We start from the raw sequence: 24,803 nt of genomic DNA, 5'->3' as shown, positions 1-24,803 counted from the left end.
GCGGCATCACTCAGTCCGGCAGCACCGACCAGCCCGGGCGCAGCTTGGCCTGGTAGATGAAGACGTGGTGCAGCAGATACTTCATCCAGTGTCCGGCCAGTCCGACCTCGCCGAAGGTGAGGTCCATGTCGCGACCGTACTCGGGATAGCGCTCATAGTCCGGCACCACCGGGAAGACGGTCATCGTCGCCGCGCTGCCGGTGAGCAGACCGGAGCCGGTCGAGGCCACGCAGGCGGCACCCATCTCGGCCATCGAGGCGGTATGGGTCGGCTCCTCGGCGCCGTTGAGCATGTCGCGGATACTGGTCGCCACCGCCTTGCCCATGGTCGCCGAAGGCATGCCGGTGCGCGGCGGGGTGGGACTGATCGGGGTGCCGTTGGCGCTCTTCATCGGCTTGCTGATCGGGTGCGGCGGGGCGAAGGCGATGCCCACCGCGAACAGGTTGCGATAGGTCGGGTTCTGATAGGTCTTGGGCCAGTCCTCGGTGGTCCAGTCCTCGAACGCCTTGGGCGTGTAATCGGCATCGACCTTCATGAAGCCGTTGGGCGCGAACAGGGTGCTGGTGATGTCCTCGCCGGCCTTGTCGAAGGCCTTGAGCAGGGCCCCGGCGAAGGGCGGGATGAGCATCGCGAAATCGAACGGCAACTCGCCATGGCTGCCGTCGAGCAGCTCGTAGTGGATCACCTTGGGCTCGACCTTGTAGACATGGGCGCGGGTGATCCACTCCACTCCGCGCTCGGCCATCAGCGACTCGGCGAAGGTCTTGCCGTTGGTGACATAGCCACCGCGGGTGATGTGCACCCCGCCCATGCCGAAGTCACCGAGCTCGTACTCGTTGCTGATCCACACCAGCCGACCGAGCTGGCGCACCCCGGCGTCGCGCAGGCATTGGTCGATGTTGTAGATGTACTCGAAGGCCGCGCCCTGGCAGGTGCACATGCCATGCCCGGTGCCGACCACGAAGGTGCGGCGCTCGCCCTGCTGCATCGCCGCGATCGCCTCCTGCAACTGGGCGTTGGCCTCGAGGGCATGGCTCGCGGTGCACACCGAGGTGGTGTAGCCGCCCTCCGGTCCGAGCCCGGGGGTGGCGCCGAAGTTGAGCCTGGGACCGGTGGCGTTGACCAGGAAGTCGTAGTCGAGCGTGTCGGTCTGGCCGAGCCGCGCCGGGTCGGTGTACTCGATGCTGACATAGGGCCGCTCGCCCGCCTCCCCGCCCTCGGGGTGGATCGAGAGCGCCTTGGCCTGACGGAAATCGATCTTGAGCTTCTTGTAGACCGGGGCCAGCTCGAAGGTGACCTGTCGCTCGGTCATCTCACCGATCCCGACCCAGATGTTGGAGGGGATCCAGTTCCATTTGGCGTTGGGCGAGACCACCACGACCTGGTGCTTGCCCTTGACCCACTTGCCGAGATATCTGGCGACCGTGTGCCCAGAAATCCCTGCCCCGAGAATGACGATACGCGCCATGTGCTAACTCCACAGTGCTTGACCTGGCGGCTCCGGCGAGACCCGTGACCGGGGCGCGAAGGAATTCGTCGCGTGTGCGCCTGCTCCCCCGAAGGGAGCCACCACCCACACCTCGAGCCATCCCTGCCGTCCCCGGCACAGCCGTGCAGAGCGACCTCAAGCCATTGATAAGAAAGGGCATCGACGATGCGATGACGACACCCCGCGCCGCGTCCGCTCGCCCTGGACCGGCGATCGGCATCGCGGCAGAAAAACCATGAACTCGCGGTGGATGTCAAATCTCGTTGACGATGCCGCCGACACGGCGCTATGGCCGCGTCACCAACAGCTCAATGAGACCGCTCGGGCTCGAGGATGTTGCGCAGCGGCTCGGGACGGCCGATGAAGTAACCCTGAACGAAGTCGATGCCGATCTCCTCAAGCAGCGCCAGGGTGGCGTCGTTCTCGACGTGCTCGGCGATGGTGCGCTTGCCGAGGATCTTGCCGATGTCGTTGATCGAGCGGATCAGCGCAAGGTTGGCCGAGTCGGTGGCGATGCCCTGGACGAACTCGCCGTCGATCTTGAGGAAGTCGACCTCGAGGTCGCGCAGATAGAGATAGGAGGCATAGCCGCTGCCGAAGTCGTCGAGCGCGAAGCGACAACCGCGCGACTTGAGCCCGGCGATGAAACGACGTGCGGCCTGCAGGTCGGAGATGGCCACGGTCTCGGTGACCTCGAAGCAGATCTTGCCCGGCGTGGTGGCGAAGTGGCGAAGCTGCTCGAGCACATAGTCGAGGAAGCCGCGACTGCCGAGCGAGTGACCGGAGAGGTTGATGGTGACATAGCCGAAGCGATCGAAGCGCTCGGCATGTTCGGCGAGCGTCTGCAGGACCGAGCGCACCACCCAGCGATCGAGCTTCACCGACAGCCCGTAGCGTTCGGCGATCGGCAGGAACTGCCCCGGCGAGATCAGATCGCCATCCTCTCCCTTGAGTCGCAGCAGGATCTCGTAGTTGATCGGCTCGGCGGCGGCCTGCGGCGCCCTGGCGTTGGCCACGATCGGCTGCGAGAACAGCTCCAGGCGGTCCTCCTCGAGCGCCCGCACCAGTCGCGACAGCGCGTGCGCCTCGTTGTTGCGCCGCTTGAGCTTGCCGTCGTGCTCGCGATACAGCCGGACGTTGCCGCCGCCGACCTCCTGGGTCGAGAGACAGGCCGAATAGGCCTTGCGCAGCAGCTGCTCGCCCGAGTCGCCGTCACGATACTCGGCCACGCCGATACTCAGGCTGATGACGAAGCGATAGCCGCGAAAGCTGAACTGGAAGTCGTCGACCGCATCGCACAGCGACTCGGCCAGGGTCTCGACCCGGTCGGCCGCCCTGCCCTCGAGCAGGATGCCGAACTCGTCGTTACCGAGCCGTCCGAGCAGGCTCGCCCCGGCGAAATGCTCGCGCAGCAGCTCGGCGAGCACCCGGATCAGCTGATCGCCGGCGGCCTGACCGGCGGCGTCGTTGATCACCCGGAAGCGATCGATATCGACATGGATCAGCGCCCGCCCCCCGGAGCCGGGCGCAACCCGCCCCAGCGCCCGCGCCAACTCGGACTCGAAGGCGGCGCGATTGAGCAGCCCGGTGAGCGTGTCGAGTCGCGCCAGCCGATCGCGCAGCCGCGACTCGCGCACCAGCGCCGACTCGGCCGCCGAGCGCCGACGACGCTCGGCATCGAGCGAGGCGTCGCAGTGACTGAGCGCGCGACTGCGCTCGGCGATGGCCTCACGCTGGCCACGCACCAGCCGCCCGTGCTCGAGGGTCTGCGTCAACACGTCGCAGACCAGTTGCAACAGGCGCTCGTGCCAGCGCGAATAACGCCCGGCGGCAGGATGACCGACCACCAGCACGCCCTGCACCCGTCCCGCCGCGGCGAGCGGTGCGGCCAGCAGCGAACCGTGGACCTCGCTGGCGCCGCGCAGGACCTCGCCATCGGCGATGACGCGCGCGGCCAGCTCGTCGAGCGCCGCGCCGGGCGCATCGGCGTCATCGGGGTCGCGGCGGACATGGGCGGTGCAGACCAGCGCGCGGTCGTGCTGGAGATAGAGGGCGCAGCACTCGAGGTCGCGATGCGTGACACAGGCGCGGGCGGCGTGCGCGCACAGCTCGGGTTCGTCGAGCGCCGTGGCGTCCGGCACCACCAGACTGCGCAGCATGCTCAGGGATTCGATCAGGGAAAGAATGCCGGAGTCCCCGCCGGCGTCCATTGCACTGGGTTGGAAGATATCCATGTCAACCTCTAGCTGAAGGCATCCGCCATCTCGCACAGATGCCCGATCCGGGCGCACCAGCGCGAAGCGGTCCGCCGCCATTCATCGGCCTCGATCCCCAACGCCGCAGGCGGCGCCAGGTCCAGATCCTCGGCCGTCTCCGGATGACGCTCGGCCAACGTCCCGAAGCGCTCGGCAAAGCCCACCAGCTGCACCAGCCGCCAGTACCCACCGCCATAGTCCGGCTCACCGTGTCGCGCCATGGTCACGGCGAGCCCCGGCGGCAGCTGCCAGGCGCGCGCCAGCGCGGCCCCCGCCAGGCAGTGATCGAGTCCCAGCCGTTGTCGGGTCAACTCGGCGACCCCTCGCTCGGGGTCGTCGGCGGCGGCGATGAAGACCTCGTCCATGACCTCCGGCGTCAGGTGCACCAGCACCAGCAGCCCGAGGTTGTGCAACAGACCGGCGAGATAGACCCCGGCGAGGGTCTCCTCGCGATCGCCCGGCACCTTGGCCGCGAGCGCCTCGGCGAGCGTCGCTGTGAGCATCGCCCGACGCCAGTAGCGCCCGGGGTCGAATGCCGGACAGCGATCGCGCTCGAAGGGCGCGCTCAGCAGCAGACTGATGCTGAGATCGCGCACCAGGCGCAAGCCCAGCACCCGGATCACCGCATCGCCGAGATCGCGCGCCGGGATGGGACCGGCGAAGAAGGCCGAGCGGGCGATCCCGAGCAGCCGCGCGGCGATCGGCGGGCTACGCTCGATCAGCTCGAGCACACGATTGACATCGAGTTCGGGGTCGACCAACTCGGCGAGCAGCACCTGCGCCTGCTCGGGAAGCGGCGGAAGGGACTGCAACTCGCGGATCAGCGTGCCGAGTCGGGCAGGCGGCGAGCATGACGGGGATACGGCGGCGGGAACGTCTGTCACTTGGAACTCGCGACATGCCCCGGCGCATCGCGCTCGACACCCCGGGGGCATACAGAAACTCGGGCTAGCGCCCAACTCTACACTCGATTCTGCTCACGTGCAGGACCCAGATCCCAAAATCTCATATCTCACGACGGCTGACTATCCTTGGACGAACCGCCCCCTGATCGTCACGGGGCCCAACGTCCAGTCGAAGGGAGGAGCCGACATGCGCCTGGAACAGCGACTCAACGCCCTGCTCTCGACCCTGTTCCGCTTCACCGAGAAGCTGGTGCTCACCGGCGTCGGCGTGCTCGCGCTGATGGGCATCGCGCAGCTGGTCTGGGGCATCGGCGAGCATCGCGAGGTGCGCCTCGAAGACCTGCTGCTGATGTTCATCTATATCGAGATCATGGCGATGACCCACGTCTATTTCGTGCGTCACGCCGTGCCCTTCACCTACCCGATGTTCATCGCCGTGACCGCGCTGTCGCGGCTGATCGTGCTCCAGGGCAAGAACATCGCCCCCGAGAACCTGCTCTACGAGGGCGGCGCCATCCTCTTGGTGAGCATCGCCATCCTCATCGTGCGCTACAGTCAGCGCTACAGCATCGACGCCGCCGGCGAGGCGACGCACCACGAGCCCGAGCCGACCGAGCACCGCTGAACCATCGCCTTGCACCGGCGCAACGCGTAAACTTGCGCCCCGGCCGCTACCCGCGGCCTGCTTCAAATCAGGAGATACCGAGAAATGCCAAGCGCCCCGAGCCGTTCGCTCGAGACCTTCCCCAACCCCCAGCCCGAGCGCGACTACACCATCCGCATCCGCGTGCCCGAGTTCACCTGTCTGTGCCCCAAGACCGGCCAGCCGGACTTCGCCGAACTCACCCTCGAGTACATCCCCGAGGCGCGCTGTGTCGAACTCAAGGCGCTGAAGAACTATGTCTGGTCCTATCGCGACGAGGGCGCCTTCCACGAGGCGGTGACCAATCGCATCCTCGGCGACCTGGTGGCGGCCACCGAGCCGCGCTTCATGCGTCTGACCGCGGACTTCAACGTGCGCGGCGGCATCTACACCACGGTGGTCGCCGAGCATCGTGCCGCCGACTGGCAGCCCCAGCCCCAGGTGCAGCTGCCCTGAGAGCGATGCGCGGGGAAGCGGCCTTCATCGGGCTCGATCTCGGCACCTCCGGGTGTCGGGCGGTAGCGATCAACGCCGCCGCCGAGCCGCTCGCCGAGACCCGCACCGCACTCCCCGACTCGACCCGACCGGCCCCCGGTCGGGTCGAACAGAACCCCGAGGACTGGTGGCAGGCGCTCACCGAGGTGCTGCGCGCGCTGGTCGCCGCACTCCCCGATCATCGCCCCGCGGCGCTCGCCGTGGCCGCCACCTCCCCCACATTGTTGCTCGCCGATGCCGCCGGCGACCCGCTCGGCCCGGCGCTGATGTACGACGACCAGAGCGCCCACCAGGCCGCCGCACGCATCGCCGCCAGCGCGCCGACGAGCAGCGCCGCGCGCGGCCCCGGCTCGGGGCTGGCCAAGCTGCTCGCGCTCCATGACCGGCTCGCCCCCGCAGGTCCGTTCTGGGCGCTGCATCAGGCCGACTGGCTCACCGCCCGACTGACCGGCGTGCTGGCCGCGAGCGATTGGCACAACGCCCTCAAGCTCGGTCACGACCCCGAACGCGCGGGCTGGCCCGAGTGGGTCGGCGCACTGCTGCCGCCCGGCGCGCGGCTGCCGCAGGTGCTCGCCCCCGGCACCCGGATCGCACCACTCGCCCCGGCGGTGGCCGCCGCCACCGGACTGCCCCCGACCACCCGGGTGGTCGCCGGCACCACCGACAGCACCGCCGCGGCGCTCGCCGCCGGACTCGCGCGACCGGGCGAGGCGCTCACCAGCCTCGGCACCACCCTGGTGGTGAAGGTGCTCTCGCCGCAGCGCATCGAGGCCCCCGACTACGGCGTCTACAGCCACCGCTACGGCGCGCACTGGCTGGTCGGCGGCGGCTCCAACAGCGGCGCCGGGGTGCTGCGCCGCGAGTTCGACGATGACGCCCTCGTCACGCTCAGCGCACGCATCGACCCCGAACGCGACTCGGGGCTCGACTACTACCCGCTGCCGGGGATCGGCGAGCGCTTCCCGCACCCCGACCCGCATCTCGCGCCACGGCTCGACCCTCACCCCGGCGACCCGGTACGCCGCCTCCACGGCCTGCTCGAGGGCATCGCCCGGATCGAGGCCGAGGGCTATGCCCGGCTCGCCGAGCTCGGCGCACCACGACCACGCCACGTGCTCAGCATCGGCGGCGGCGCGCACAACCCCACCTGGACGCGGATGCGCGCACGCCTGCTCGACTGCACCGTGCTCCGCGCCTTGCGTCAGGAAGCGGCCTTCGGCGCAGCACTGCTCGCCCGAGGGGGCGCCGCCGACGGCTGAAGCGGCCATCGAACACCGTCGCGCCACCCCACAACGGGCTGCTAACATGCAACGATCCGTGCCCAAGACGGCCCGGCCGACGTCCGCTTTCTCTCACTGACCCAAGAAGGAGCTTCCTGCCGTGACCTTCGATTCGGACCTGCAAGACCTGCGTATTGGCATCATCGGACTGGGTTACGTCGGCCTGCCGCTGGCCGTCGAGTTCGGCAAGCGCTACGACACCGTCGGCTTCGACATCGCCGCGGCACGCATCGCCGAGCTGCGCGCCGGGCGCGACAGCTCGCTCGAGGTCGAGCCCGAGGAGCTGCGCGCGGTGAGGCGACTGAGCTACACCGAACAGGCCGCCGACCTGGCCGAGTGCCGGGTGCTGGTGGTCACCGTGCCGACCCCGATCAACGAGCACAAGCAGCCCGACCTCGGCCCGCTGGAATCGGCCAGCCGCGCCATCGGCGAGATCATCCGCCCCGGCACCGTGGTGGTCTACGAGTCGACCGTCTACCCCGGCGCCACCGAGGAGGTGTGCGTACCGATCATCGAGCGGATCTCGGGGCTGACCTACAACCAGGACTTCTTCGCCGGCTACAGCCCCGAGCGCATCAACCCCGGCGACAAGGAACATCGGCTGCCGACGATCAAGAAGGTGACCTCGGGCTCGACCCCCGAGGTGGCCGACTTCGTCGATGCGCTCTACGCCTCGATCATCACCGCCGGCACCCACCGCGCCAGCAGCATCCGCGTGGCCGAGGCGGCCAAGGTCATCGAGAACACCCAGCGCGATCTCAACATCGCGCTGATCAACGAGCTGGCGCTGATCTTCGGCAAGCTCGGCATCGACACCCAGGAGGTGCTCGAGGCCGCCGGCAGCAAGTGGAACTTCCTGCCCTTCCGCCCCGGCCTGGTCGGCGGTCACTGCATCGGCGTCGACCCCTACTACCTCACCCACAAGGCGCAACAGATCGGCCACAACCCCGAGATCATCCTCGCCGGGCGGCGGCTCAACGACAGCATGGGCGCCTATGTCGCCGGTCAGGTGATCAAGCTGATGGCACGACGCGGCGGACTCGGCGAGGCGCCGCGGGTGCTGGTGCTGGGACTGACCTTCAAGGAGAATTGTCCCGACCTGCGCAACACCCGGGTGGTCGACATCCTCGCCGAGCTGGCCGACTATGGCATCGCCTGCGACGTCCACGACCCCTGGGCCGACAGCGCCGCGGCCGAGGCCGAGTACGGCATCACCCTGGTCGACGACCCGGCCGCGGGCGTCTACGACGCCGTGGTGCTCGCCGTCGCCCATCGCCAGTACGCCGCGCTCGGGGCCGAGCGCATCCGCGCCTACGGCAAGCCCGGCGCCGTGCTCTACGACGTCAAGCAGCTGCTGCCGCGCGATCAGGTCGACGGCCGGCTCTGAGCCCGCGCCCGCCCGGGCCGGGCACACGCCCCCATCCCCCCGACCCGGCGCGCCCACCCCGGGCGCGCCCTGGAGCGAGAACACTATGAAAGTCATGGTCACCGGCAGCGCCGGTTTCATCGGCTCGGCCCTGTCGCTGCGTCTGCTCGAGCGCGGCGACGAGGTGATCGGCGTCGACAACCTCAACGACTACTACGACGTCAACCTCAAGCGCGCCCGACTGGCGCGCACCCAGGACCATCCGCGCTTCCACGACCTGCGCATCGACATCGAGGACGGCGCGGCGCTCCATGCCGCCTTCGCCGAGCATCGCCCCGACCGGGTGGTCAACCTCGCTGCCCAGGCCGGGGTGCGCTACTCGATCGAGAACCCGATGGCCTACGTCAACACCAACCTCGTCGGCTTCGCCAACATCCTCGAGGGCTGTCGCCATCACGGCGTCGAGCACCTGGTCTACGCCTCGAGCAGCTCGGTCTACGGCGCCAACACCGAGATGCCCTTCTCGGTGCATCACAACGTCGACCACCCGGTCAGCCTCTACGCGGCGAGCAAGAAGGCCAACGAGCTGATGGCCCACACCTACAGCCATCTCTACCGGCTGCCGACCACCGGGCTGCGCTTCTTCACCGTCTACGGTCCCTGGGGCCGGCCCGACATGGCGCTGTTCAAGTTCACCCGCGCGATCCTCGCCGGCGAGCCGATCGACGTCTTCAACTACGGCAAGCACCGTCGCGACTTCACCTTCATCGACGACATCGTCGAGGGCGTGATCCGGGTGCTCGACCGCGTCCCCGCGGGCAATCCCGCGTGGAGCGGCGCGACCCCAGACGCGGCCTCCAGCGCCGCGCCCTACCGCATCTACAACATCGGCAACAACAATCCGGTGGAGTTGATGGAGTACATCGCGGTGCTCGAACGCTGCCTCGGGCGCGAGGCCGAGAAGAACCTGCTGCCGCTGCAGCCCGGCGACGTGCCCGACACCTATGCCGACGTCGCCGATCTGGTGCGCGACACCGGCTACCAGCCGAACACCTCGGTGGCCGACGGCGTGGCGCGCTTCGTCGACTGGTATCGCGATTTCTATCAGGTGTGAGCGGGGCGTCGGCCCGCGCCGAGGGCGGGCCGGTGGGGAGGAGGACGCCGGGCGAAGACGCCCGGCGTCGACGGCTCAGATGCCGGCGCGCGCCTCGGCGAGCCCGAACACCGTCTCGAGCCGCGCGAGCAGGTTGCGCAGCTGCAGCGCGAACAGCGCGAACTCGGTCTCGAAGCGCACCGCCGGGTCCTCGATCTCGTCGTCGAGGGTGTCGAGCAGCTCCTCGGCCATGCGCAGCCGCTTCAGCGACAGATCGTCGGCAAGGGTGAAGCTGAAGCGCTCGTCCCAGGTCAGCGCGAGCTTCACCGCGCGCTTGCCGGCGCGCAGATGGGCGAGCACCTCGTCGCTGGTGAGATCACCGCCGCTGATCCGCACCACCCCGCTCTTCTCCTCGGCGTCGCGCAGCTCGCAGGCGTCACCGGCGACGAAGTCGGCCGGGGCGCTGTCCTCGAGCAACCAGCGCGAGAGCACCTCGGCGGGGTGCTCGGCCGGCGCCGGCAGCAGCGCCGGCAGGCTGCCCAGGGTCTCGCGCAGCAGCGAGACGACCTCCTCGGCCTGCTTCTCGCTGGCCGCGTCGATCACCATCCAGCCGCTCTCGGTGTCGATATAGGCGCGGGTGCGACGCGAGCGGGTGAAGGCGCGCGGCAGCATCTCGTCGACGATCTGCTCGCGCAGCCGACGCCGCTCGGTGCGACCGACCTCACGCGACTCGCCGGCCTCGATCTCGCCGATACGCTCCTCCAGCGCCTCCTTCACCGCCGCCGTCGGCAGCAGACGCTCCTGCTTGCGTGCGCAGATCAGCAGGCAGCCCTCAAGGGGATGGACCAGCGCCCCGCCGTCCTCGCCGAGCGGCGCGCTCCAGCCCATGGTCGCGGTCTCGAGCGGACCGCAGGGACGGAACCTGCGCCCGTCGAGCTGGGCCTCGAGTTCCTGTCCGTCGATGCGGACGGGCTGTTCGAGGCGATAGAGCCTGGCGTTCTTGAACATTGGCTTCCCCGGCAAAAAGCGCTGAATTATGCCCGACACGGGAGGATCCGCAAGGACACAGGGCCAGCGGCCAGCGGCCAGCGGCCAGCGGCCAGCGGCCAGCGGGAGTTTGAACCACAAAGACGCAAAGTGCACAAAGGGATTCAAACCGCCGGCAACCAGCGCGGGTGCGCCCTCGATGAGGGCATCGCTTGCCGTCAGCCCTGGCGTACGTTCCAGACGTCAGCCTTTGAGGGTGGCGCCACCGGCGGCTGGCGGCTGATATCCGGCGGCTGGAAAGACGACCAGCGCGGCTTTACGTTAGAATCCACCGCCGGCGCCGGGATGCCCGGCGCCGCCCCGACACGCCCAGGCGTACACCCTGCACCGCCCGATCCCCGATCCATCGCAGCGCCCCAGCCACCACTGCTCACCGACCATCGGTAACCCAACGTGAACGATTTTCCCCTGCCCGGCCTGTTCCTGATCCTCTTCCTGCTCATCCTGCTGTCGGCCTTCTTCTCGGGTTCGGAGACCGCGCTGCTCACCCTCAACCGCTACCGTCTGCGTCACCAGGCCGATCAGGGCAACCGCGGGGCGCGGCGTGCGCGCAAGCTGCTCGATCGTCCCGATCGGCTGATCGGGCTGATCCTGCTCGGCAACAACTTCGTCAACATCATGGCCTCCTCGCTGGCCACGGTGATCGCCATCCGGCTCGGCGGCGAGGCGGCCATCGGCATCGCCGCCGGGCTGCTCACCCTGGTGATCCTGATCTTCGCCGAGGTCACCCCCAAGACCTACGCGACCCTCCATCCCGAGCGCCTCGCCTTCCCCGCCGCCTATGTCTACGGCCCCTTGCTCAAGCTGCTCTATCCGGTGGTGTGGCTGGTCAACCTGTTCACCAACGGGCTATTGCGACTGATGGGCATCGCCCCCGAGGACGGCGGTCAGGGCACCGCGCTCAGCCGCGAGGAGCTGCGCACCGTGGTCAGCGAGGCCGGGGCGATGATCCCCGAGCGCAGCCGCTCGATGCTGCTCGGCATCCTCGACCTCGAACGCGCCACCGTCGAGGACATCATGATCCCGCGCAACGAGGTCGACGGCATCGACATCCAGGACAGCGCGGAAGAGATCATCCAGGCGGTGCGCAATACCAATTACACCCGCCTGCCGCTCTACGACGGCGGCATCGACAACGTCATCGGCGTCTTCCACGCCCGCAATGCGCTCCACGCCCTGCTCGAGAAGGGGCTCGGCAAGGAGCACCTGCGGGCGATCGCGCGCCAGCCCTACTTCGTCCCCGAGGGCACCCCGCTCTACCAGCAGCTGTTGAACTTCCAGCACACCAAGCAGCGCGTCGGCCTGGTGGTCGACGAGTACGGCGACTTCCAGGGGCTGATCACCCTCGCCGACCTGCTCGAGGAGATCGTCGGCGAGTTCACCACCGACCCCTCCGACAGCATCTCCGAGATCCAGCCAGCCGAGGACGGCTCGCTGCTGATCGACTGCGGCATCGGGCTGCGCGAACTCAACCGCGTGCTGCGCTGGGAGTTGCCGACCGACGGGCCCAAGACCCTCAACGGGCTGATCCTCGAATACCTCGAGACCATCCCCGAACCCGGCACCAGCCTCAAGCTCTCGGGGCACCCGATGGAGATCATCCAGACCGCCGACAACGGGGTGAAGACGGTCAGGATCATCCCGCGTCCGACACGCCGCCCGCGGCGCTGAGAGGGCGCGATCAGGGCGTGCGCGCCACCACCCAGACCTCGATCTCGCACGCCCCGGCGCGCGTCAGCACCCGCGCCAGCGCGCTCACCGTGGCACCGGTGGTCATCACATCGTCGACGATCGCCAGACGCCTGGCGGGCAGTGCCCGGGCCAAGGTGAAGGCGCCCGGGCCGATGTTGCGCTGGCGCGCGCGGCGCTGCTGGCCGACCTGCGGCGGCGTCGCGCGCACCCGCAGACAGAGCCCGGGGGCGACCGCCACGTCGAGCGCGACGCCGGCCACCCGCGCCAGCTCCAGCGCCTGGTTGTAGCCGCGTGCGCGCTGGCGCGCCGGGTGCAGCGGCACCGGCACCAGCAGCTCGGGCAACGGCGGCGCGAGCGCCGCGCGCGTCTCGGCGAGCAGCCGCCCGAGCAGCACCGCGCGATCGAGTCGGGCGTGGAACTTGAGATCGGCGATCAGCCCCGGCACCAGCCCCTGATAGCGCAGCGGCACATGACAGCGGACGAAGGGCGGCGGGCGCGCCACGCAGCGCCCGCACCAGCGCCCGGCACCGAGGTCGGTATCGAAGGGCTGGGCACAGCGGGCGCAGCAATGGTGGTTGACCGGCAGCTCGGCGCGACAGCCGGCGCAGAGATCGAACCCGGACTCGCCGGGCGCGCCACAGAGCACGCAGGTCGGCGGATAGAGCCCCTCGATCAGACGCCCCAGCAGCGTCATCGCGCTCCGCCCCGGACGACGCGCGGTAAACCTTGAAGTCTCGCGAAAGTTGACAAGAAGCGAAAAACCGATAGCATCTGGTGGATTTTGTCAGCCATCCGGACCCTCCCATGTCAGCCACCCTGCAAGCGCCCCCGATCCGCACCGACTGGACCGTCGACGAGGTCCTCGCCGTCCTCGAGCAGCCGTTCAACGATCTGATGTTCGAGGCCCAGTGCGCCCATCGCGCCCGCTTCAACCCGCACCGGATCCACGTCAGCACCCTGCTCAACATCAAGACCGGCGCCTGCCCCGAGGACTGCGGCTACTGCTCGCAGAGCTCGAAGAACCACACCGGGCTGGAGCGCGAACGGCTGCTCGAACTCGAGACCGTGCTCGCCGCCGCGCGCGCCGCGCGCGATCAGGGGGCGACGCGCTTCTGCATGGGCGCGGCCTGGCGCAACCCCACCGCCAACAACCTCGAGCACGTCATCGCGATGATCAAGGGGGTTCACGACCTCGGGCTCGAGACCTGCGTCACCCTCGGCATGCTCGACGCCGAGCAGGCGCGCACCCTCAAGGACGCCGGGCTGGACTACTACAACCACAACCTCGACACCTCGCCCGAGTTCTACGGCCAGGTGATCACCACCCGCACCTATCAGGACCGGCTCGAGACCCTCAAGCACGTCCGCGAGGTCGGCCTCAAGACCTGCAGCGGCGGCATCCTCGGCATGGGCGAGTCGCGCCGCGACCGCGCCTCGATGCTGCAGCAGCTCGCCACCCTGCCGGCCCACCCCGAGTCGGTGCCGATCAACATGCTGGTGCAGGTCGAGGGCACGCCGCTGTTCGGGCGCGACGCCATCGACCCGTTCGAGTTCATCCGCGTCGTCGCCACCACCCGGCTGGTGATGCCGGCCTCGCACATCCGGCTCTCCGCCGGGCGTCACGACATGAGCGACGAGATGCAGTCGCTGTGCTACCTCGCCGGGGCCGACTCGATCTTCTACGGCGATCACCTGCTCACCACCAAGAACGCCGGCACCAGCCGCGACCGCGACCTGTTCGCGCGGCTCGACATGCACTTCGTCGAGGACCACGGCGAGCGCGAGGAGCCCGGCGCCTGCAAGCGTCACGTCAAGCTCGAAGAGATGCTGCCGAGCGACGCATGAGCCTCGATGTCCTCGTCCCCGAGCTCGAGCGGCTGCGTGATGCCGACCTCTATCGCCGTCGCCGCATCCAGCAGGGTCCGCAGCAGCCACGCGCCCGCATCGACGGGCGCGAGCTGCTGAGCTTCTGCAGCAACGACTATCTCGGGCTGGCCAACCACCCCGAGGTGATCGCCGCGCTGCAACGCGGTGCCGAGCGCTGGGGCGTGGGCAGCGGTGCGGCGCACCTGGTCAACGGCCACAGCGCCGCGCACGAGGCGCTGGAGGAGGAGCTTGCCGCCTTTACCGGGCGCGAGCGCGCGCTGCTCTTCTCCACCGGCTACATGGCCAATCTCGGGGTGATCAGCGCCCTCGCCGGGCGTCGCGACACCCTGCTCCAGGACAAGCTCAACCACGCCTCGCTGCTCGACGCCGCGCAGCTCTCGCGCGCCACCCTGCGCCGTTACGCCCATGCCGACGCCACCGCCCTCGCCGAGCAGCTCGAGCGTCACCCGGAGACCCGGCTGGTGATCACCGACGGCGTGTTCAGCATGGACGGCGACCTCGCCCCGCTGCCCGCGCTCGCCGAGCAGGCGCGGCGCGCCGACGCCTGGCTGATGGTCGACGACGCCCACGGTCTCGGCGTGCTCGGTCCCGGCGGGCGCGGCTCGCTCGCGCACTTCGGGCTCGACCAGGACGCGGCACCCATCCTGATGGGCACCCTGGGCAAGGCGCTCGGCGTCTCCGGCGCCTTCGTCGCCGGCCCGGCGGTGCTGATCGAGACCCTGATCCAGCGCGCCCGCAGCTATATCTACACCACCGCCACGCCGCCAGCGCTGGCCGAGGCCACCCGGGTCAGCCTGCGTCTGGCCGAGCGCGAGACCTGGCGCCGCGAGCACCTGCAGGCGCTGATCATTCGGCTGCGCGACGGCGCGACCCGGCTCGGTCTCGAACTGATGGCGAGCGCCACCCCGATCCAGCCGCTGGTCGCCGGCAGCGCCGCGCGCGCCCTGGCCTGGAGCCGGGCGCTCGAAGAACGCGGCATCCTGGTCGGCGCCATCCGTCCGCCGACCGTACCCGAGGGCAGCGCGCGACTGCGCATCACCCTCTCGGCCGCCCATACCGAGTCCGACGTCGACCGGCTGCTCGCGGCGCTCGCCGAGCTGCCCCGCGCCGATCGCGCGGACTGACCCCACTGCATCGTAAGGAGACCCGCGTGTCCACCGGATCCAACCCGTCCCTGCCGCTGGTACTGCTCCACGGCTGGGGCATGAACGCCGCCGTCTGGGACGGCCTGCCGCCACAGCTCGGCGGCCTGCCGATCCAGACCATCGAACTCCCCGGCCACGGCGCCCGGACGCCCGCCCGCGCCGACCTCTGGGCCTGGGCCGACGCCTGCCTCGAGGCCGCCCCCGAGGAGGCGGTGTGGCTCGGCTGGTCGCTCGGCGGACTGGTCGCCCAGGCCGCCGCGCTGCGCGCCCCCAAGCGGGTGCGCGGACTGATCCAGCTCACCGCCACGCCGCGCTTCGTCCAGGCCGCCGACTGGCGCCCGGCGATGGCCGAGGAGACCCTCGGTCAGTTCCACCAGGGTCTGCTCGACGACCCCAGCGGCACCCTCTCGCGCTTCCTCGCGCTCCAGGTGCGCGGCAGCGACGCCGCGCGCGAGACCCTGCGCACCCTGCGCCAGGAGCTCACCACGCGCCCCGAGCCCGACCCGCGCGCGCTCGCCGACGGACTCGACCTGCTGCGCGACGAGGACCTGCGCGGCCAGCTCCCCGACATCGCCTGTCCGGCGCTGTGGCTGTTCGGCAGTCACGACGCCCTGGTGCCGGCGGCGGTGGCCGAGCGCATCGAGCTGATCATGCCCGGCGCCCGCACCCAGGTGATCGCCGGCGCCGCGCACGCGCCGCACATCTCGCACCGACGCGAGACCCTGACGGCGATCGAGGGCTTCGTCGCCGAGGCGCTGGGCTGATGTCGACGCCCGACCCACGGCTGGCGCCGATCGACAAGCGCCGCGCCCGCGCCAGCTTCGCGCGCGCCGCGCCCGGCTACGACGCCGCGGCGGTGCTGCAGCGCGAGATCGCCGACCGCCTGCTCGAACGGCTCGACTACATCCGTCTCCAGCCGCGTCGTATCCTCGACCTCGGCGCCGGCACCGGCTACTGCACCGCCGCGCTGCAGCAACGCTACAAGCGCGCCGAGGTGGTGGCGCTCGACTTCGCCCAGCCGATGCTGCAGCAGACGCGCCGGCGCGGGCGCTGGTGGCGCCGTCCGCTGTGCGTCTGCGCCGACGCCGAGTCGCTGCCGCTGGCCGATGACTCGTTCGACCTGATCCTGTCGAGCGCCACCATCCAGTGGTGCAACGACCTCGAACACACCTTCGGCGAGTGTCTGCGCATCCTCCGCCCCGGCGGTCTGCTGCAGTTCACCACCTTCGGTCCCGACACCCTGCGCGAGCTGCGCGCGGCCTGGGCCGAGGTCGACGGTCACGCCCACGTCAGCCCCTTCACCGACATGCACGAGATCGGCGATGCGCTGGTTCGCGCCCGCCTCGCCGACCCGGTGATGGACGCCGAACGACTGACCCTGACCTACCCCACCACCACCGAGCTGATGCACGACCTCAAGGCGATCGGCGCGCGCAACGCCAGCCGGGACCGCCCGCGCGGCCTGACCGGACGGGCGCGGCTGGCCGCCCTCGCCGCCGCCTATGAGCGCGAACGACGCGACGACGGCCGTCTGCCGGCGACCTACGAGGTGCTCTACGGCCACGCCTGGGCGCCCGAACAGACGCAACAATCGAGCACCGCCGACGGCGCCGTCGCGGTGCCGCTCGAACAGCTCCGCCGCCAGCTCGGCGGGCGCGACTGACCATCATTCAAAGACAAGGAGTACCCAGCCGATGCCAGGCCTGTTCGTCACCGGAACCGACACCGACTGCGGCAAGACCGCCGTCAGCCAGGGGCTGATCGCCGCGCTGGCCGCGCGCGAGCTGCGCGTGCTGGGGATGAAGCCGGTCGCCTCGGGCTGTGTCGAGACCGCCGACGGACTGCGCAACGACGACGCCGAGCGCCTCGCCGCCGCCGGCTGGTGCGAACAGCCCTATGCGCGGATCAACCCCTATGCCTTCGCCCCGGCGATCGCGCCGCACGTGGCCGCCGCCGAGGCCGGGGTGGAGATCGCGCTGGCGCCGATCCGCGACGCCTATCGGGCGCTGAGCGACGAGGCCGACTGGGTGGTGGTCGAGGGCGCCGGCGGCTGGCGCGTCCCGCTCGGCGACCGACTGTCGATGCGCGACCTGCCGCGCGCGCTCGACCTGCCGGTGGTGCTGGTGGTCGGGGTCAAGCTCGGTTGCATCAACCACGCCCTGCTCACCCAGGACTCGATCCGCGCCAGCGGCTGCCCGCTCGTCGGCTGGGTCGCCAATCAGGTCGACCCGACGATGCCCGCCTCGGCGGCCAACCTCGACACCCTCACCCGCGCCATCGCCGCCCCCCGGCTCGGCGTGGTGCCCTGGCTCAACCAGTTCACCCCGGCCACCGTCGCCGCCCATCTCGACCCGACGCCGTTGCTGTGACGGTCGTCATCAGCGACCAGCCTCCAGGGACCAGCCCCCAGCGGTCAGCCTCCAGTGGAGACAGGCACTCGGGCTCTGACCCTGGCAGCACACGACCGGAGGCTGACGGCTGACGGCTGACGGCTGACGGCTGACGGCTGACGGCTGACAACAGCGTGAACGGGCCACCCGACATCGGCGCCCGACCATCAGGCGTTGAGGCATGCGTTGGGTTGTCACCGGCAACCCAACCTACGCGTCTGGCTCGACCAAATCACTCCGGCCACCGTCGCAGCCTATCTCGACCCGATGCCGTTGCCGTGACGCTTGTTATGAGCGACCAGCCTCCAGCGATCAGCCGCCAGTGGAGGTCGGCACTCGGACTCTGACGCTGGCCGCTCATGACTGGAGGCTGATGGCTGGCGGCTGGAAGCCCCCATCGCGTCTTTGCGGTGAATCCACCGCGCCTGGGCTATGCTGTGCGCCCGACGGCCCGGCCCGGTGCCGGGCATCCTGATGCCACTGACGACGAGCGTCCGATGATCGCACTCCATTCATCCCGTCACCGCGCCGCACTCGTGCTGGGCGCGGCCCTGTTGTGTCTGAGCGGTCTGGCGCGCGGTGCCGATCCGCTCGCCACCGTGCGCGGGCTGGAGCACGCCAGCCTGCTGCTGGTCGAGCCCGACGGCACCACCGCGATCGCCCAGGGCGCGACCACGCCACGGGTGCCGGCCTCGACGATGAAGCTGCTCACCGCCTATGCCGCGCTCGAAACCTGGGGGCGCGAGCATCGCTTCCACACCGATGTCCGCCTCGACGACGACGGCGTCCTCTGGGTCGTCGGGCACGGTGATCCCTATCTGGTCTCCGAGGAGCTGATGCGCATCGCCACCGCGCTGCGCGCGCGCGGCCTCACCCGCATCAACGGACTCGGGCTCGATACCCACGCGCTCGGCGCCGATACCGAGATCCCCGGGCGCTCGCGCACCAGCAACCCCTACGACGCCCCGCTGAGCGCGCTCGCGGCCAACTTCAACACCGTGAGCCTGATACGCGAGGCCGATGGCCGGCTGCGCAGCGGCGAACCACAGACGCCGCTGACCGCCACCGCGCAGGCGCTGGGCGCCGACCTGGGACCGGGTCGCCATCGCGTCAACCTGATCGACCGCGCCCGTGCCGAGCGTCACTTCGGCGAGTTGTTCGCGGCGCTGCTCGAACGCGCCGGTGTCAGCGTCACCGGGCCGATCCGTCAAGCGCGGGCGCCACGCGGTGCGCGGCTGGTCTATCGACACCACAACAGTCGCACCCTCGCCGAGATGATCGCGCCGATGCTCGAGTACTCGACCAACTTCATCGCCAACGGCTTGTTCATCATGCTCTCCGACCCCAAGGACAAGGGAGTGGCGGGGATGGCCGAGGCGCGGCGCGCAGTGACCCGGCTGGCGCGCGACCGGCTCGGCTGGCGCGACGCGGTGATCGACGACGGCGCCGGACTATCGCGCGCCAACCGCTTGAGCGCGCGCCAGCTCGTCGAGTTGCTCGACGCCTTCACCCCCTATCGCGACCTGATGCCGCGCCAGGACGACGACCCCCGGGTGCTGGCCAAGACCGGCACCCTGACCGGGGTCAGCAGCTATGCCGGCTACGTCCGGCGCAATGGCGGCTGGGGGCGCTTCGCGCTGCTCGTCGAGCAGCCGGTCGATCGCAGCCTGCGCCAGCGGCTGGCCAGCGCGTTGGCGCGCTGAATCACGGGAGGTACAGGTGTTCGACCCCATCGTCCGTCACCGCGTCGTGCTGGTGGCGCTGGCCATGTTGCTGGCGCTCGGTGGTTGCGCCCTGCCCCAGAGCGCCGACCAGCGCCAGCTCGCCGTGCCCGAGTTCGCCGGTTTCCCGCACCGCAAGGCCGGCGCCGACTACCCCTCGCTGGCACCGCTGATGCGCGAGATCACCCCGGCGGTGGTCAACATCGCGGTCGATGCCGAGGTCTCGGCGCGTGCCCACCCCTTTCTCAGCGACCCGGAGTTCCGCGGTTTTCTCGAACGCTTCGGGCTGCCACTGCCCGAACCCGGCGAGATCGAGCGCCAACGCAACGTCGGCTCCGGGGTGATCGTCGACGCCGAGCGCGGCTATGTGATGACCAACGCCCATCTGCTGCAGGGCGCCACCAGCATCCGCGTCACCCTCAAGGACCGGCGCAGCTTCCGCGCCCGGCGCATCGCCGCCGACGCCGACACCGACATCGCCATCCTCAGGATCCCGCCGGTCGAGGTGCGCGCGCTGCGCTTCGCCGACTCCGACCGGCTCGAGGTCGGCGACTTCGTCATCGCCATCGGCAACCCCTTCGGTCTGGGTCAGACGGTGACCTCGGGGATCGTCAGCGCGGTCGGGCGCAGCGGCATCGCCGACAACCGCTTCGGCGAGCTGATCCAGACCGACGCCTCGATCAACCCCGGCAACTCCGGCGGCCCGCTGATCGACCTCAGCGGCGCCGTCGTCGGCATCAACACCGCCCTCATCGGCCCGGCCGGCGGCAACGTCGGCATCGGCTTCGCCGTCCCCGCCAACCGCGCTCGCGCGATCCTCGCGCGACTGCGCTAAAGGCAGCGCTGGTAGCCGCAATGGGTGAACCGCAAAGACTCGAAGGGCGCAAAGGGGTTGAAGCTTTCAGCTTTCAGCCTCCAGTCGCCAGTCACCAGTGGGCGCTGTCGATCAGCTCCGCACGCGTGTCCGAACGCCGCGCGCCGGTGAATGTGTGCCCTCGAGACGGCTCCGCTTGCCACCAGCTGTGGCGCACTGGCGCTCGAGGACAGGCGGGTACTGGCCGCTGGAGGCCGATCGCTAGAGGCGACACTCATCTTTGCGCTTCTTCGTCCCCTTCGAGCCTTTGCGGTTCAATCTCTCTGGCGACTGGCGGCGATTTGCACTCACCGCCACCCTGTTCTAGAGTGCGCCCAGAGAGCCTCGCGTCATCGAAGGATCCCTGGGAGAGACCGATCGCGACGAACAACGCAACCGATCGGGTCGACCCGTCGCCGCGTCCACCACTCGGGCCTCGGCGGGGCGCCATCCCCTCGGTGGAGCGACCGGTCCCGGCCGGCGTCCCGTTCCTTCGATCGTCTCGCGTCTCCCGCAGACCGCAAGACGGCGCGATTCGTCCCCCTCCCAGCCCTCGACCCGAGACCTCCGTTCGCTCGCCTGCCGGACTGCCCCGGTCGGCGCAATGCACCCCAAACTCCGGGAGACCATCCCATGTCTGAAGCCAAGCTCGGCGATACCGTCAAGATCCACTACACCGGCACCCTCGAGGACGGCACCCAGTTCGACAGCTCGGTCGGACGCGAGCCGATCGAGTTCACCATCGGCGCTGGCGGCATCATCCCCGGCTTCGAGGAGGCCGTGAAGGGCATGAGCGTCGGTGAGAACAAGACCGTCACCATCCCCCCGGCCCAGGCCTACGGCGAGTACCGTCCCGAGATGACGCAGGAGGTGCCGCGCTCGGCCATCCCCGCCGACATCGACCTGCACGAGGGCATGGTGCTGCACGCCCAGGGTCCCGACGGTCAGCACGTCTCCTTCACCGTCAAGGCGTTCAACGACGAAGAGGTCACCATCGACGGTAACCACCCGCTCGCCGGCAAGGACCTCACCTTCGCCCTGGAGCTGGTCTCGATCTCCTGATCGCTGGCCGGGCCGCGCGCCCTGCGCGGTCAGGCCAAGGGAGCAGCCGCTCCCGGCCCGGTGCAGGGACGCACCACCGCTCCACCGACGCTTGCCCTCGACCGACCAGACACCGATACTCTTCCCCCAGGACGGTCAGCCGACGGCGACAGACGCGCCCCGTCCAACGACGCCTTATCCCGAACCCAGGCCGGCGCCCGCGACCTGCTCGAACGGCGGGACAGCCCAGGCCCACGCTCGCCCAGATCAGTAGCGGGGCAGATCGTCATGGACAATACCACCACCCCCGAGCCGGACATCCAGGCCCAGGCCACATCAACGGCGTCCGACCCCAGACCCGGCGCCGAAGACGTCGCCGCCCGGACCCGGATCAGCCAACAGGCCGCGCAGATCGCCAAGCTCGCCGTCGGCGTCGCCGAACAGCGGCGCGATCTCAAGCAGCTGCAGGACACGGTGCTGAACCGGCTCGGCGACATGGACGAGGATCGTCGTCTCACCACCGCCCAGCTCCAGCGCGCCCTGCTCAACCACCGCACCCTGCTCGACCGTCGGCTGCGGCATTGGCGCACCCTGGTGTTCGCGACCCTGGTCGTGCTGCTGATCGGCATCGCGCTCGCCCTCACCCTCGCCTACCGTCAGCTCGATGCCCAACGCCAGGCGCTCGCCGAGCGTGTCGAGCGCATTGCCGCGATCCAGGGTCGTCCGAGCGGCACCCCTCAGTCCGACGCCCAGGTCCAGCGCGAACTCGATGCGCTCTCTGTCACCATCGAACAGCTCGCCCGCGAGCTGCGCGCCGCGCCCGAGCCGACGACGACCGCCGAGCCCGCGATCACTCCCCCGGCCCGCCCCTCGGCCTCGCTCACCGACAGCGTCGCGCTCAACGAGACGCAGCAGCCCCTGCGCGTGACCCGACAGAGCCTCCCCTCGGCCCCGGTCACGCCGAGCCTGCCGGCGGTCATCGAGACCGACGAGGCGACGACCCCGACGACCCCGACGACCGGCGAGGCTGCGCCTCCCGAGCCGGAGCCGGAGCCCCCGGCACCGTCGAGCGTCTCAGCGGAGCCCGAGACACAACCCGCCGAGCCCACGCCCGTCCAGGCCGAGACGATCGCGCCAGCTCCCGCCGACGAGGCGGTGCCGGACGCACCGACCGAGGCCCCAACGCCCGAGACCGCCGAAGCGTCCGCCACCCAACCGGCGCTCGACGACAACGCCCCGATCATCACCCTCGACGCACCGAGCTACGCCATCCAACTGCTCGGCGCCTTCTCCCGCGACGGATTGGAAGCCTTCATCCGCGAACAGGACCTGCCCGATCGTCTCTATTGGCGCCAGGAGACCTACCAGGGCAAGCCCTGGTATGTGCTCATCCACAGCCTCTATCCCACCCGGGCCGAGGCCGTAGCGGCGCGGAAGGCGTTGCCGGAGGGGATTCGGGGGCTGGATATTTGGGTGAGGAGTTTGGGGGTTGGGGTGGAAATAAAAGAAATTAACAACTAGAATACCAGTGAACAAAAAAATTTTTATTAAATCAGGCATAGCAGTAACAATAGTCGCAGCAATCACAACCACCGACGCACTAATTAGCATATACAATTCAATACCCGAAGCACTTTCAAAATTACCCGCATACAGAGAAATAATCACCAAAAACACCAATACACCTTCAGAAACAGCCAACCATCAAAAAATAATAGAGGAAATAGTATTTCCAGGGGAAAGTATAAAAATATGCTCTTACAATGGATTTTCAGCAGAAAGATATGATTCAGAAATAACAATAACAAGCACGGACCCAAAAATACCTGACACAAAACTCAGAGGCTACGAGAAAACCTTACCCACAAACAAATGGATTGAACTCTGGCCTCACTGCAAAGTTAAATTCACTTTACTAGAAGAAAGAAAAGGCATTTACCAAATTTCTATCTCTTACCTATGGGGGCAGGACAAATGAACAAACACAAAAAGATCGTTTTAACTGCAACTATTTTTTTAGCCACCATCAACAACGCATTTTCTTGCGAAGAATACAAATCACACCCAAGAGAAAAACTCCAGGAATACAGATCCGTTTTGCTAAACGCTGACGCGGACTCTTTTGACAGGCTTTTTGCATTTGAGCAACTAGTCTGCTCAGACAACCCAAACATCAGAAATTATGCATTAAAGAAAGGTCTAGAAAACGCAAAAGACGAGCTTGTCAGAAATCAAATAATGCTGGAAGCAATGATGCTTAAGTCCAGGATAGATATACACTTAAAAAAGACAAAAGAAATCACAAAGGAAGACAAAAGTTTTATCGACAAACACTCAGGAGTCTACTCCTCGATAATAAGATATAAAGACAGAGAACAAGGATGCATCAGTCTTTTTACCGAATCAACATGCAACACAAGTCACAGCGTCTTCATAAAAGGAAACAAGGTTGAATATAACTCAATGGGCATTTACGGCGAATTCAAACTATCAGAGTCAAACGAACTTGTTGGCTTTTTGAGAGTTAGAGAAAGCAGCGATTACAGCAAAATACCAGCTGTAATAGAATTATTTTAGACAAACAAGGGACACACACTTATCGTTGACACTCCCAAGGCCTGTCCCCTTCCCCGAAAATAGGTCCAGCGAAAAGTAGAGACCGAGGGCATGATGGTGGCCGAGCAGAGGAGAGCCCACATGCGCAAGAGCAAGTACAGCGAGCAGCAGATCGTTGACGCACTGCGTCGTGCTGAGTCAGGAATGGCCGTCAAGGACGTGTGCCGGGAGCTGGGCGTCAGCGCGGCGACCTTCTATCAATGGCGCTCGAAGGACGGGGGGATGGAGGCTTCGGACCTGAAGCGGCTGCGCACGCTGGAGGAGGAGAATCGCCGGCTCAAGCACATGTACGCGGATCTGAGCCTGGATCACAAGATCCTGAAGGAGATCGTCGAAAAAAGCGCTGAGCGCCAGGGCGCGACGCGCCCTGGCGGGTGAGTCCATAGCCGAGTGATTGGATTGAAAAGGACACCCACTTATCGTTGACGCCCCCAAGGCGCTCTCCTACGCTTCACCCAACACCTCCAGCGGAGATGCCCCATGACTCGTCCCCGCGCCGCGCTCGTCTCCTTGTCCGATACGCCCTGGTATCACGTCGTCACGCGGTGCGTGCGCCGGGCGTATCTCTGCGGCTTCGATCGGCTGACCGGGCGGAGCTTCGAGCATCGGCGCGGCTGGGTGGAGTTGCGGTTGATTAAAAAGGACACCCACTTATCGTTGACGCCCCCAAGGCGCTCTCCTACGCTTCACCCAACACCCCCAGCGGAGATGCCCCATGACTCGTCCCCGCGCCTCGCTCGTCTCCTTGTCCGATACGCCTTGGTATCACGTCGTCACGCGTTGCGTGCGGCGAGCGTATCTGTGCGGCTTCGATCGATTGACCGGGCGGAGCTTCGAGCATCGTCGTGATTAAAAAGGACACCCACTTATCGTTGACGCCCCCAA

22 protein-coding genes and 2 pseudogenes are annotated in these 24,803 nt (G+C 68.1%); 19 read left to right on the top strand and 5 right to left on the bottom strand.

What is annotated here, in order from left to right; genetic code table 11:
- Window positions 1-10: 10 nt before the first annotated feature.
- The 3 genes from EBL84_RS04360 to EBL84_RS04350 all read right to left on the bottom strand — a co-directional run bounded on the left by EBL84_RS04360 (window position 11) and on the right by EBL84_RS04350 (window position 4,628).
- Window positions 11-1,468, bottom strand: a complete 1,458-nt coding sequence (locus EBL84_RS04360; RefSeq protein WP_123139700.1) for an NAD(P)/FAD-dependent oxidoreductase — start codon at window positions 1,466-1,468, stop codon at window positions 11-13.
- 329 nt (window positions 1,469-1,797) lie between these two features.
- On the bottom strand, window positions 1,798-3,723 hold the full coding sequence (locus EBL84_RS04355; protein WP_190287882.1) for a bifunctional diguanylate cyclase/phosphodiesterase: 1,926 nt from the start codon (window positions 3,721-3,723) through the stop codon (window positions 1,798-1,800).
- A gap of 8 nt (window positions 3,724-3,731) precedes the next feature.
- A complete protein-coding gene (locus EBL84_RS04350) occupies window positions 3,732-4,628 on the bottom strand; it encodes an HDOD domain-containing protein (protein WP_190287881.1) in 897 nt (298 codons plus the stop codon).
- 208 nt (window positions 4,629-4,836) lie between these two features.
- On the opposite strand from EBL84_RS04350, the gene EBL84_RS04345 reads away from it, so the two are divergent.
- The 5 genes from EBL84_RS04345 to EBL84_RS04325 all read left to right on the top strand — a co-directional run bounded on the left by EBL84_RS04345 (window position 4,837) and on the right by EBL84_RS04325 (window position 9,547).
- Window positions 4,837-5,274 carry a phosphate-starvation-inducible protein PsiE gene (locus EBL84_RS04345; RefSeq protein WP_123139697.1) on the top strand — a complete coding sequence of 146 codons (438 nt, stop codon included), beginning with the start codon at window positions 4,837-4,839 and terminating at the stop codon, window positions 5,272-5,274.
- An 84-nt stretch (window positions 5,275-5,358) separates the two neighbouring features.
- Window positions 5,359-5,748 carry a preQ(1) synthase gene (gene queF, locus EBL84_RS04340; protein ID WP_062276506.1) on the top strand — a complete coding sequence of 130 codons (390 nt, stop codon included), beginning with the start codon at window positions 5,359-5,361 and terminating at the stop codon, window positions 5,746-5,748.
- Window positions 5,749-5,753: 5 nt separating this feature from the next.
- Window positions 5,754-7,046, top strand: a complete 1,293-nt coding sequence (locus tag EBL84_RS04335) for an FGGY-family carbohydrate kinase (RefSeq protein WP_123139696.1) — start codon at window positions 5,754-5,756, stop codon at window positions 7,044-7,046.
- 121 nt (window positions 7,047-7,167) lie between these two features.
- Window positions 7,168-8,454, top strand: coding sequence for a Vi polysaccharide biosynthesis UDP-N-acetylglucosamine C-6 dehydrogenase TviB (gene tviB / locus EBL84_RS04330; protein ID WP_123139695.1), 1,287 nt, complete (start codon window positions 7,168-7,170; stop codon window positions 8,452-8,454).
- Between the two features lie 85 nt (window positions 8,455-8,539).
- Window positions 8,540-9,547, top strand: a complete 1,008-nt coding sequence (locus tag EBL84_RS04325; protein ID WP_123139694.1) for an NAD-dependent epimerase — start codon at window positions 8,540-8,542, stop codon at window positions 9,545-9,547.
- A gap of 75 nt (window positions 9,548-9,622) precedes the next feature.
- Here the strand turns inward: EBL84_RS04325 and EBL84_RS04320 are convergent, their stop codons facing one another.
- Window positions 9,623-10,534 carry a recombination-associated protein RdgC gene (locus EBL84_RS04320; RefSeq protein WP_123139693.1) on the bottom strand — a complete coding sequence of 304 codons (912 nt, stop codon included), beginning with the start codon at window positions 10,532-10,534 and terminating at the stop codon, window positions 9,623-9,625.
- 432 nt (window positions 10,535-10,966) lie between these two features.
- Here EBL84_RS04320 and EBL84_RS04315 point away from each other — a divergent pair, with 432 nt between their 5' ends.
- Window positions 10,967-12,244 carry an HlyC/CorC family transporter gene (locus EBL84_RS04315; protein ID WP_123139692.1) on the top strand — a complete coding sequence of 426 codons (1,278 nt, stop codon included), beginning with the start codon at window positions 10,967-10,969 and terminating at the stop codon, window positions 12,242-12,244.
- Window positions 12,245-12,254: 10 nt separating this feature from the next.
- Here the strand turns inward: EBL84_RS04315 and EBL84_RS04310 are convergent, their stop codons facing one another.
- Entirely contained in the window at window positions 12,255-12,959 is a 705-nt protein-coding gene (locus tag EBL84_RS04310) for a ComF family protein (RefSeq protein ID WP_123139691.1), read from the bottom strand.
- Window positions 12,960-13,069: 110 nt separating this feature from the next.
- Between EBL84_RS04310 and bioB the strand changes: the two genes are divergently transcribed.
- The 13 genes and pseudogenes from bioB to EBL84_RS17265 all read left to right on the top strand — a co-directional run.
- Window positions 13,070-14,110 (top strand): biotin synthase BioB, encoded by a 1,041-nt coding sequence (gene bioB, locus EBL84_RS04305; RefSeq protein WP_123139690.1) that lies wholly within the window; start codon window positions 13,070-13,072, stop codon window positions 14,108-14,110.
- Window positions 14,107-15,276 carry an 8-amino-7-oxononanoate synthase gene (bioF, locus tag EBL84_RS04300; protein WP_123139689.1) on the top strand — a complete coding sequence of 390 codons (1,170 nt, stop codon included), beginning with the start codon at window positions 14,107-14,109 and terminating at the stop codon, window positions 15,274-15,276. Before bioB ends, bioF begins: the two co-directional genes overlap by 4 nt.
- Before the next feature lie 26 nt (window positions 15,277-15,302).
- Complete coding sequence (gene bioH, locus EBL84_RS04295; protein WP_123139688.1) at window positions 15,303-16,061, top strand: pimeloyl-ACP methyl ester esterase BioH; 759 nt, start codon at window positions 15,303-15,305, stop codon at window positions 16,059-16,061.
- Window positions 16,061-16,960: a malonyl-ACP O-methyltransferase BioC gene (gene bioC / locus EBL84_RS04290; RefSeq protein WP_123139687.1), complete on the top strand. Its 900-nt coding sequence runs from the start codon at window positions 16,061-16,063 to the stop codon at window positions 16,958-16,960. The genes bioH and bioC overlap by 1 nt, the downstream gene beginning before the upstream one ends.
- Before the next feature lie 31 nt (window positions 16,961-16,991).
- Entirely contained in the window at window positions 16,992-17,666 is a 675-nt protein-coding gene (gene bioD / locus EBL84_RS04285; protein WP_123139686.1) for a dethiobiotin synthase, read from the top strand.
- A 518-nt stretch (window positions 17,667-18,184) separates the two neighbouring features.
- Window positions 18,185-19,390 carry a D-alanyl-D-alanine carboxypeptidase/D-alanyl-D-alanine-endopeptidase gene (locus EBL84_RS04280; protein WP_123139685.1) on the top strand — a complete coding sequence of 402 codons (1,206 nt, stop codon included), beginning with the start codon at window positions 18,185-18,187 and terminating at the stop codon, window positions 19,388-19,390.
- Window positions 19,391-19,406: 16 nt separating this feature from the next.
- Complete coding sequence (locus tag EBL84_RS04275) at window positions 19,407-20,243, top strand: trypsin-like peptidase domain-containing protein (protein WP_123139684.1); 837 nt, start codon at window positions 19,407-19,409, stop codon at window positions 20,241-20,243.
- Window positions 20,244-20,894: 651 nt separating this feature from the next.
- A complete protein-coding gene (locus EBL84_RS04270; protein WP_123139683.1) occupies window positions 20,895-21,323 on the top strand; it encodes a peptidylprolyl isomerase in 429 nt (142 codons plus the stop codon).
- A 267-nt stretch (window positions 21,324-21,590) separates the two neighbouring features.
- On the top strand, window positions 21,591-22,823 hold the full coding sequence (locus tag EBL84_RS04265) for an SPOR domain-containing protein (RefSeq protein WP_123139682.1): 1,233 nt from the start codon (window positions 21,591-21,593) through the stop codon (window positions 22,821-22,823).
- Window positions 22,824-22,830: 7 nt separating this feature from the next.
- Window positions 22,831-23,280, top strand: coding sequence for a hypothetical protein (locus EBL84_RS16855; protein WP_148040261.1), 450 nt, complete (start codon window positions 22,831-22,833; stop codon window positions 23,278-23,280).
- Entirely contained in the window at window positions 23,277-23,879 is a 603-nt protein-coding gene (locus tag EBL84_RS16850; protein ID WP_148040260.1) for a hypothetical protein, read from the top strand. Before EBL84_RS16855 ends, EBL84_RS16850 begins: the two co-directional genes overlap by 4 nt.
- A gap of 120 nt (window positions 23,880-23,999) precedes the next feature.
- Window positions 24,000-24,257: pseudogene (locus EBL84_RS04260) on the top strand (transposase); the annotation flags it as partial.
- A 141-nt stretch (window positions 24,258-24,398) separates the two neighbouring features.
- Window positions 24,399-24,551, top strand: a pseudogene (locus EBL84_RS17265) (Type I secretion system protein TolC); the annotation flags it as partial.
- Window positions 24,552-24,803: the final 252 nt, after the last annotated feature.

The organism is Marichromatium sp. AB31 (assembly GCF_003718685.1).
Taxonomy (GTDB): Bacteria; Pseudomonadota; Gammaproteobacteria; order Chromatiales; family Chromatiaceae; genus Marichromatium; species Marichromatium gracile.
The sequence above is the reverse complement of the archived record's forward strand: the minus strand, read 5'-3'. Positions and strand labels throughout refer to the sequence as shown.